Raw genomic sequence first — 9066 nt, forward strand, 5'->3', positions numbered from 1 at the left:
GAGCGGGGACGGGGTCTCGCCGCCGAAGGTCGGGGTGTTGTGGTTCATGCCGGGGGGTGTTCCGCGCCCGGAGCGGCCCTTAACCGCTGTTACACGCTCGTCGACAATTCCGGACAAGCCCGTCCTAAAGTACGGGCGTTCGAGTGCCGATCGGGGGGCCCGTCGCCGGGCCCCCGATCGCCGTCAGCGGGCGCCGGCCGCCGCGTCGCAGGCCTGGCCGCGCAGGGTGCGGGCCAGGTCGTCACGGGCCTCCAGGACCAGCCTGCGCAGCGCCGGGGCCGCGTCCTGGTGCGCCGCCAGCCACTCGTCCGTGGAATCGAGCGTCGATCGGTTGTCCCGCAGGCTCGGGAAGAGCCCGCGCACCACGTCCATACCGATCTGGATGGACCGCTCGGTCCACAGCCGCTCGATCGCCTCGAAGTACTTCGGCGCGTACGGAGCGATCAGCTCGCGCTGCGAGGACTGGGCGAAGCCCGCGATGGTCGCCTCCACCAGCGCGTTCGACAGCGTGTCCGACTCGACGACCTGCGCCCACGCCTGCGCCTTCACCGCGGCCGAGGGCCGGGCCGCCAGGCACCGCACCTGGTGGCGCTTGCCCGAGGCCGTGTCGTCGCGGGCGAGCTCGGCGCCGATCACCGACTCGTCGGCGCGGCCGTGCGCGGCCAGCGGCTCCAGCAGGACCCAGCGCAGCTCCTGGTCGACCTCCAGCCCGTCGATCTTCGCCGTCCCCGCGAGGAGGCCCTCCAGGAGCTGGAAGTCGGCGTCGGTCGTCGCGGCGGAGGCGAAGAAACGGGCCCAGGCCAGCTGGTGCTCGCTGCCCGGCGCCGCGATCCGCAGCTCGCGCAGCGCGCCCTCGGCCAGCAGCCGCCCGCCCTCTTCACGCCATTCGGGCGCCGCGTAGTGGGTGTGCGCCGAGCGGGTCCAGGCGTGCAGCATCTGGAGCACGCCGATGTCCGTCTCGCGCCCGGAGTGGGCGAGGACCAGCTCGACGAAGTCCCGCGCGGGCATCAGCGCGTCCCGCGTCAGGTTCCACAGCGCCGACCAGCACAGGGCGCGGGCCAAGGGGTCCGTGATGTCGCCGAGGTGGGCGCGCAGGGTGGCGAGCGAACCCTCGTCGAAGCGGATCTTGCAGTACGTGAGGTCGTCGTCGTTGACGAGGACCAGCTCGGGCCGCTCGGCCCCGGCCAGCTCCGCCACCACCGTGCGCGGGCCGTCCACGTCGACCTCGGCGCGCGCGTACCGCACGAGGGCGCCCGCCTCGGTGCGGTAGAGGCCGACCGCCACGCGGTGCGGGCGCAGCGTCGGGTGGCTCTCGACGGCCTCCTGGACCACCGCGAGCTCGGTGATGCGGTCGCCCGCGTCGTAAGTGACCTGAGGGGTGAGCGAGTTGACGCCCGCCGTCTGCAGCCAGGACCGCGACCACGCCGCCATGTCGCGCCCGGAGACCTCCTCCAGGACCGCCAGGAGGTCGCCGAGGCGGGTGTTGCCGTAGGCGTGGCGCTTGAAGTAGCGCCGGGCGCCCTCCAGGAACGCCTCCCGTCCCACGTACGCCACCAGCTGCTTGAGGACCGAGGCGCCCTTGGCGTACGTGATCCCGTCGAAGTTCAGCTTGGCGTCCTCCAGGTCACGGATGTCGGCCGTGACCGGGTGGGTGGAGGGCAGCTGGTCGGCGCGGTACGCCCAGGACTTGCGGCCGTTGGCGAAGGTGATCCAGCCGTTGTCGAACCTCGTCGCCTCCACCTGGGAGAAGCTGCCCATGAAGTCGGCGAACGACTCCTTCAGCCACAGGTCGTCCCACCAGCGCATGGTGACCAGGTCGCCGAACCACATGTGCGCCATCTCGTGCAGGATGACGTTGGCACGCCGCTCGTAGGCGGCCCGGGTCACCTTGCCGCGGAAGATGAACTCCTCGCGGAAGGTCACCAGGCCCGGGTTCTCCATCGCCCCGAGGTTGTACTCCGGCACGAAGGCCTGGTCGTACTTGCCGAACGGGTACGGGTAGTCGAACTGGTCGTGGAAGAAGTCGAAGCCCTGCTTGGTGACGAGGAAGACGTCGTCCGCGTCGAAGTGCCGGGCCAGGCCCTTGCGGCACATCGCGCCGAGCGGGATCTCCAGCGTGCTGCCGTCGTCGAAGGTCCGCGTGTAGGTGTCCGTCACGTAGTGGTACGGACCGGCGACCACGCAGGTGATGTACGTGGAGATCGGCGCGGTCTCGGCGAACCGCCAGACGCCGTCCCCGCCCCGCTCGCCCTCGCCGTTGGACCACACCGTCCAGCCCTCGGGGGCCCGGACCTCGAAGCGGTAGGGCGCCTTCAGGTCGGGCTGCTCGAAGTTGGCGAAGACCCGCCGCGAGTCGGCCGGCTCGTACTGGGTGTAGAGGTAGACCTCGCCGTCCTCCGGGTCGACGAAGCGGTGCATGCCCTCGCCGGTCCGGCTGTACGCGCAGTTGGCGTCGACCACCAGCACGTTCTCCGCGGCCAGGTCGGCGAGCGCCACCCGGGTGCCGTCGAAGACCTCGGCCACGTCCAGCGGCTTGCCGTTGAGGGTGACCGCGTTCACCGACGGGGCGACCAGGTCCGCGAAGGAGCCGGCGCCCGGCCGGGCGCAGCGGAACCGGATCGTGGTGAGTGAACGGAACGTCCGCGGCCCGTCCGGGGCGTCCCCGACCGCGGACCGCAGATCGAGGGCGACCTCGTACCCGTCGACGGACAGCAGGTCGGCCCGTTCACGGGCCTCGTCGCGGGACAGATTCTCACCGGGCACGGGCACTCCTTCGTGTCTCGTTCGAACACCGCTGATCCTGCCATGCCCGCCCGGCGCCCGACACGCGGGAATGCGCCGGGCCGCCGCGGACGTTCCCCACCGTGAGCCACCCCGCGTTGCCCCGATGAGGAGAGACATGTCCCAGACCACGTCCCGGACCGGGAAGACCCCCGTCGACTTCTGGTTCGACCCGCTCTGTCCCTGGGCCTGGATGACGTCCCGCTGGATGCTGGAGGTCGAGAAGGTCCGTGACGTCGAGGTCCGCTGGCATGTGATGAGCCTGGGCGTCCTCAACGAGGACAGGCTGGACGAGCTGCCGGAGTCCTACCGCGACTTCCTGGTCAACCGCGCCTGGGGCCCGGTCAAGGTCGTCATGGCCGCCCAGCAGAAGCACGGCGAGGAGGTGCTGGGCAGGCTCTACACCGCGCTCGGCACCCGGGTCCACAACCAGGACCTCGGCTCGGGCCGCGAGGTCCTGGTCGCCGCCCTGGAGGAGGCGGGCCTGCCCGCCGACCTCGCCGACTACGCCGAGGTCGACAACAGCGCCTACGAGTTCGACGCCGAGCTGCGCGCCTCCCACAAGGAGGGCATAGACAAGGTCGGCCAGGACGTCGGCACCCCGGTCATCGCCGTGCCCGGCGCGGACGGCGAGCAGATCGCCTTCTTCGGCCCGGTCGTCACCCCGGCCCCCAAGGGCGAGGCCGCCGGCCGTCTGTGGGACGGCACCCTCCTGGTCGCCTCCACCCCGGGCTTCTACGAGATCAAGCGCACCCGCACCCAGGGCCCGATCTTCGACTGACCCCGGCCCCGGCACCCCCCAGCCCCGGCCCCGGCGGGCCACCGGCTCGCCGGGGCCGGGTGTGCCCTCATCCGTAGAGCGCGGCCAGGCGCGGCAGGCGTCTCGCCATCTCGCCCAGGTCGTCGAAGTCGAAGTCCCACCCGGGGTCCAGCTCCGGGTAGCGGATCGTGAAGCTGTCGCCGGGCAGCTTCTTGCCGGTGGCGGCCAGGTGCGCGTTCCAGGCGATGGCGAGCGCCTCCTCGCACTCCACCTCCCAGCCCTCGACCGCCGCGTCCCGCACCGCCGCGACGCCCGCGAGCCCGTCCGGGTCGGCCACCGCCCCGTCGAACACCTCGCGCCCCTGCGCGATCAGCCAGCCCCGGAAGTAGTCGAAGGCGTCGTCCGAGCACCCGCCGTTGATCGTGTACGCCGCTGCCCAGAGCGGCTGGCGGTAGGAGGCGGCCATCAGGTCCCAGAAGACCTGCTGGAATGCCACTATCTCGTCGGCCGGCCGGGCCGCGAGCAGGGCAGCGGCCCGCGCCGCCACCGCCTCGGCGTCCGCCGCGTGTGCCACCTGCGCGCGGGCGTCGTCGATGAGCGTCCAGAACTCCTGTGTGTCCATGGCCCGAGCATGGCACCCGGCACTGACAACGGCCCCGGCCCGCAAGGGTGTCGGACCGGCGAACGGCCCCCGCGAGTCACGTCCTCGCGGGGGCCGTCCGTATTTCCGCCCGCACGTGAAAGGTGAGAAGACGATCACGAGCAGGACGATCGCGGGTCCCTACGGGACCAGCAGCAGGGTGTTCCCGGCGGTCCTGGCGGTGGCGTAACGCTTCGCCACGTCCTGCCAGTTGACGACCCGCCACATCGCCTCGATGAAGTCCACCTTCTGGTTCTTGTACTGGAGGTAGAAGGCGTGCTCCCAGGCGTCGAAGACCAGGATCGGGGTGGAGCCCTGGCCGACGTTGCCCTGGTGGTCGTAGATCTGCTCGACGACGAGGCGCCCGCTGACCGGCTCGTACGCGAGGACGCCCCAGCCCGAACCCTGGGTCGTCGCCGCCGCCTTGGTCAGCTGGGCCCTGAACTTGGTGAAGGAGCCGAAGGACTCGGCGATGGCGTCCGCCAGCTCGCCCACGCCGTCCTTCTCCAGCGGCTCGCCGCCGCCGTCGCCGGTCATGTTGTGCCAGTAGATCGAGTGCAGGATGTGGCCGGAGAGGTGGAACGCGAGGTTCTTCTCCAGGCCGTTGACCCACCCCCAGGCGTCCTTGTCGCGGGCCTCCGCGAGCTGCTCCAGGGTGTCGTTCGCGCCCTTCACATACGCCGCGTGGTGCTTGTCGTGGTGCAGCTCGATGATCTCCGGGCTGATGACGGGTTCGAGCGCGGCGTAGTCGTACGGAAGTTCAGGAAGCGTGTAGATGGCCATGTCCGAAGCCCCTCCGACTGCTTGTTGCAACTGATGTGCAAGTGCACGCTATCAGCAGGTGCATACGGTCGGAGTCGGGGGTGGCCGCAGCGAAAAGCCCCGCGTCCGGAGGTCTCGACCTCCGGACGCGGGGCTCTTTTGGTGAAGGGGCGCGGGATCAGGCCGTCGGACGGGCCGCCATCCGCTGCCGGACGTACCCGAGCACCGCCAGGACCACCGTCAGCACCCCGGTCGCCATCAGCTGGTCACGCGTGTCGGACTGGCGGGCCATCAGGACGAAGATCGCGGCCATCGCGGCGAGCGCCACCCAGGTCAGCCCCGGGTACAGCCACATCCGCACCACCAGCTTCTCCGGCGTCTCGCGCTCGGTGCGCCGGCGCAGCAGCAGCTGGGAGACGGCGATGAAGATCCAGACCACCAGGATCACCGCGCCGATCATGTTCAGCAGCCAGGGGAAGACGTCGTCCGGCCGCCAGTAGCTCAGCAGCACGCACCCGAAGCCGAAGACCGAGGAGCACAGCACCCCCACGCGCGGCACACCGCCGGAGATCCGGCCGAGCGCCTTGGGGCCCTGGCCCCGCTCGACCAGCGAGTACGCCATGCGCGAGGCGCCGTAGATGTTGGCGTTCATCGCGGAGAGCAGGGCCACCAGGACGACCACGTTCATGATCTGCCCGGCGCCGTCGATGCCGAGGTGGTCGAGGGCCGCCACGTACGGGCCCTTCGCCACCACGGTCTTGTCGTTCCACGGCACCAGCGTGACGATGACCGCCATCGAGCCGATGTAGAAGACCGCGATGCGCCACATCGCCGTGCGCACCGCGCGGGCCACGCCCTGCACCGGCTTCTCGGACTCGGCCGCGGCGATCGTCACCGTCTCCAGGCCGCCGTACGCGAAGACGGAGGCGAGCAGTCCGAGCACCAGGCCCTCGGAGCCGTTGGGCAGGAACCCGCCCTCGCCGGTGAGGTTCGAGGTGCCGGGGGCGGGGGTGTCCGGCAGGACGCCGAGGATGGCGAGCAGGCCGAGGACGAGGAAGAGGGTGATGGCCGCGACCTTGAGCGCGGCGAACCAGAACTCGAACTCGCCGAAGTTCTTCACGGCCGCGAGGTTGGTGGCGGTGAACACCAGCATGAAGAGCGCGACCCAGGCCCACTCCGGCGTACCGGGCAGCCAGACCGTGACGATCTTCGCGGCGCCGATCCCCTCCAGGCCGACCGCCACACAGAGCAGCACCCAGAACGACCAGCCGGCGGTGAAGCCGGCCCAGGGCCCGATGGCCCGCTCGGCGTGCACGGAGAAGGAACCGGAGGCGGGGTTGGCCGCCGACATCTCGCCCAGCATGCGCATCACCAGCATGACGAGCGCGCCGGATATGCCGTAGGCGAGGACGATCGAGGGCCCGGCGGCGGCGATGCCCGCGCCGGAGCCGACGAAGAGCCCGGCGCCGATGACGCCGCCGAGGGCGATCATCGAGAGATGGCGCTGCTTGAGACCGTGGGTGAGAGGGGAGTCGACCTTCGGCGGCGCGTCGGTCGTCGCGGGCGCGTTTGTCCGGGACATGGGCAGGCCCTGTTCAGTAGCTGAGACGGGGGGCGGGAGCCACAGTCTGGAGGCGGCTCCGCTCAGAGGGAACACCAGACCGCTATCCGGACACTCGACTCACACAGCGTGAAGCCCTGCGCACAAGTCGCACACGGAACGCACACGTCCGGCCTCGTGGGTCCCGCCAAACCCGCCCGTAACTACCGACCTGACGATCGGTCGGCCGACGGACTGCCGGATTCCGCCCGTGCCCGCCACTCCCGTACGAGAGCGACGGCCAGTACCACGGCCGTCGCACCCGCCGACCACAGCAGCTGGGGCCGGGCCCCGTCGTCGAAGAGCATCAGCACGAGCACCGCCGCCATCGCCGCGAGCGCAGCCCAGGTGAGCCACGGGAAGCCCCACATCCGCAGGGTCAGCCGCTCCGGGGCCTCGCGCTCGATCCGCCGGCGCAACCGCAGCTGCGAGACGGCGATCAGACCCCAGACGAACAGCAGCACCGCGCCGACCGCGTTGAGCATGTAGAGGAAGACCGAGTCGGGCCACTCCAGATTGAGCAGCACCGAGACGAACCCGAAGGCCACCGACGCCAGCACCGCGCGCCGCGGCACACCGCCCCCCGACACCTTCAGCAGCCCCCTCGGCGCCTCGCCGCGCTCGGCCAGCGAGAAGACCATCCGGGAGGAGCCGTACAGATTGGCGTTGAGCGCCGAGAGCAGGGCGACGAAGACGACCACGTTCATGATCTGCCCCGCGCCGGGGACACCGATGGAGTCGAGGACCGCGACGTACGGGCTGTGCCCCGGCCGCATCGAACCCCACGGCAGCAGGGTCACGATCACCAGCATCGAGCCCACATAGAAGAAGAGGATGCGCCACACCGCGCTGCGCACCGCGCGGCCGACCGCGCGCACCGGGTCGTCCGACTCGGCCGCCGCGATGGTGACGACCTCCAGGCCGCCGAAGGCGAAGATCACCGCGAGGACCCCGGAGACCACGCCGTCCCAGCCGTTGGGCAGGAAACCGCCCTGCCCGGTCAGGTTGGCGAACCCGACCGGAGCGGTATCCGGCAGCACCCCGAAGACCGCCAGCAGCCCCAGGACCAGGAACAGGACGATCGCGCCGACCTTGAGCGTGGCGAACCAGAACTCGAACTCGCCGAAGTTCTTCACGGCCGCCAGATTGGCCACGGTGAACACCACCATGAACACCAGCACCCACGCCCACTGCGGCATCCCCGGCGCCCACCCGTGGGCGATCTGCGCCGCGCCGGTCGCCTCCACCGCGAGCACGACGACGAGCAGGAACCAGTAGAGCCAGCCCACACTGAACCCGGCCCACCGGCCGAGGGCCCGCTCGGCGTGCACCGAGAACGACCCGGACGCCGGCATGGCCGAGGACATCTCCCCGAGCATCCGCATCACCAGCATGGCGATCGCGCCCGCGATGAGATACGAGACGACGATCCCCGGCCCCGCCACCGCGATCCCGGCGCCCGACCCCACGAAGAGACCGGCGCCGATCACCCCGCCCAGGCCCAGCATGGTCAGATGGCGCTGCTTCAGCCCGTGGGACAGCGGCTCGGGCTCCACCGAGGCGGTGTCGGCGGCGGTGGCCCCGGCCGTGGTCTTGCCGTCGTGCATGGCGCTCGTTCTCTCGGATCAGCGACTGATCGTTTATGGGGAACCTACAGTCTCCCCGAGTCCGCGCCGGATCCGCAAAACCGTACGTACTCCTCATCGGCGCAGTGACGAGAGTCACCCCGGCGGACGGAAGCAGTCCGGCCTTTGTGCGATCTCCACCAAGGCCCCAACCGCCGCTTTGTGGGCCGCTGATGGTGATCCAGCGAGAATCCCTCGGCTAACGTCACCGTGTCCCTTGCATGTATCTCGCTGCCCGTCCCCGAACCCGCGGAGCCCACGATGGCCACGACCACTGTCACTGCCCCTGCCGCACCCCGTACCGGAGGTACCGGCAAGGTCCTCGCCGACCTGCTGCCCGGCGCCCGCACCCGGGACGCCGTCCTGGTCCTCGGCGGCGCGGCGCTCACCGGCCTGGCGGCCCAGATCGCGGTGCCCGTCCCGGGCTCCCCGGTCCCCGTCACCGGCCAGACCTTCGCGGCGCTGCTGGTCGGCACCTCGCTCGGCGCCCGCCGCGGCTTCCTCTCGCTCGGGCTGTACGCGCTGATCGGCATGGCCGGAATGCCCTGGTTCGCGGGCGGCACCTCGGGTGCGGGCGGCGCGTCCTTCGGCTACGTCCTGGGCATGCTGCTCGCCTCCACCGTCGTGGGCGCGCTGGCCCGCCGGGGCGGTGACCGCTCGGTGCTGCGCACGGCGGGCACGATGGTGCTGGGCTCGGCGATCATCTACGCGGTGGGCGTGCCGTACCTGGCGGCCTCGGCCGACGTGTCCCTGACGCGCGCGGTGGCGCTCGGCCTGACGCCGTTCCTGCTCGGGGACGCGCTGAAGGCGGCGCTGGCCATGGGGGCGCTGCCGACGGCGTGGAAGTTCGTGGGCCGCAAGTAGCCGGTACCACCGAATCCGGTACGACCGAATCCCG

The 9066-nt window shown here is 71.0% G+C and carries 7 protein-coding genes; 2 read left to right on the forward strand and 5 right to left on the reverse strand.

Annotated elements, in window-relative coordinates; genetic code table 11:
• Positions 1-183: 183 nt before the first annotated feature.
• A complete protein-coding gene (gene pepN, locus ACJA3G_RS22065) occupies positions 184-2763 on the reverse strand; it encodes an aminopeptidase N (protein WP_406554751.1) in 2580 nt (859 codons plus the stop codon).
• A gap of 136 nt (positions 2764-2899) precedes the next feature.
• Between pepN and ACJA3G_RS22070 the strand changes: the two genes are divergently transcribed.
• Positions 2900-3562 (forward strand): DsbA family protein, encoded by a 663-nt coding sequence (locus ACJA3G_RS22070; protein WP_406554752.1) that lies wholly within the window; start codon positions 2900-2902, stop codon positions 3560-3562.
• Positions 3563-3629: 67 nt separating this feature from the next.
• On the opposite strand, the gene ACJA3G_RS22075 is transcribed toward ACJA3G_RS22070, so the two are convergent.
• From ACJA3G_RS22075 to ACJA3G_RS22090, 4 genes are all read right to left on the reverse strand, one after another.
• The gene (locus tag ACJA3G_RS22075) at positions 3630-4163 is read right to left on the reverse strand and encodes a DUF4240 domain-containing protein (protein WP_406554753.1); all 534 of its coding nucleotides are present in this window, start codon (positions 4161-4163) and stop codon (positions 3630-3632) included.
• Between the two features lie 159 nt (positions 4164-4322).
• Positions 4323-4964 carry a superoxide dismutase gene (locus tag ACJA3G_RS22080; protein WP_406554754.1) on the reverse strand — a complete coding sequence of 214 codons (642 nt, stop codon included), beginning with the start codon at positions 4962-4964 and terminating at the stop codon, positions 4323-4325.
• Positions 4965-5121: 157 nt separating this feature from the next.
• Positions 5122-6525, reverse strand: coding sequence for an amino acid permease (locus tag ACJA3G_RS22085; protein ID WP_406554755.1), 1404 nt, complete (start codon positions 6523-6525; stop codon positions 5122-5124).
• A gap of 182 nt (positions 6526-6707) precedes the next feature.
• Positions 6708-8150, reverse strand: a complete 1443-nt coding sequence (locus ACJA3G_RS22090) for an amino acid permease (protein WP_406554756.1) — start codon at positions 8148-8150, stop codon at positions 6708-6710.
• A gap of 279 nt (positions 8151-8429) precedes the next feature.
• Here ACJA3G_RS22090 and ACJA3G_RS22095 point away from each other — a divergent pair, with 279 nt between their 5' ends.
• Positions 8430-9032, forward strand: a complete 603-nt coding sequence (locus ACJA3G_RS22095; protein ID WP_406554757.1) for a biotin transporter BioY — start codon at positions 8430-8432, stop codon at positions 9030-9032.
• Positions 9033-9066 lie beyond the last annotated feature (34 nt).

This window comes from Streptomyces sp. YS-3, from assembly GCF_045257485.1.
Classification (GTDB): Bacteria; Actinomycetota; Actinomycetes; order Streptomycetales; family Streptomycetaceae; genus Streptomyces.

Excerpts from the sequence above, each read along its gene's own strand:
- ACJA3G_RS22090 (WP_406554756.1), bottom strand. The coding sequence starts at position 8,150 with ATGCACGACGGCAAGACCACGGCCGGGGCCACCGCCGCCGACACCGCC.
- ACJA3G_RS22085 (WP_406554755.1), bottom strand. The coding sequence starts at position 6,525 with ATGTCCCGGACAAACGCGCCCGCGACGACCGACGCGCCGCCGAAGGTC.
- ACJA3G_RS22095 (WP_406554757.1), top strand. The coding sequence starts at position 8,430 with ATGGCCACGACCACTGTCACTGCCCCTGCCGCACCCCGTACCGGAGGT.
- ACJA3G_RS22080 (WP_406554754.1), bottom strand. The coding sequence starts at position 4,964 with ATGGCCATCTACACGCTTCCTGAACTTCCGTACGACTACGCCGCGCTC.
- ACJA3G_RS22070 (WP_406554752.1), top strand. The coding sequence starts at position 2,900 with ATGTCCCAGACCACGTCCCGGACCGGGAAGACCCCCGTCGACTTCTGG.
- ACJA3G_RS22075 (WP_406554753.1), bottom strand. The coding sequence starts at position 4,163 with ATGGACACACAGGAGTTCTGGACGCTCATCGACGACGCCCGCGCGCAG.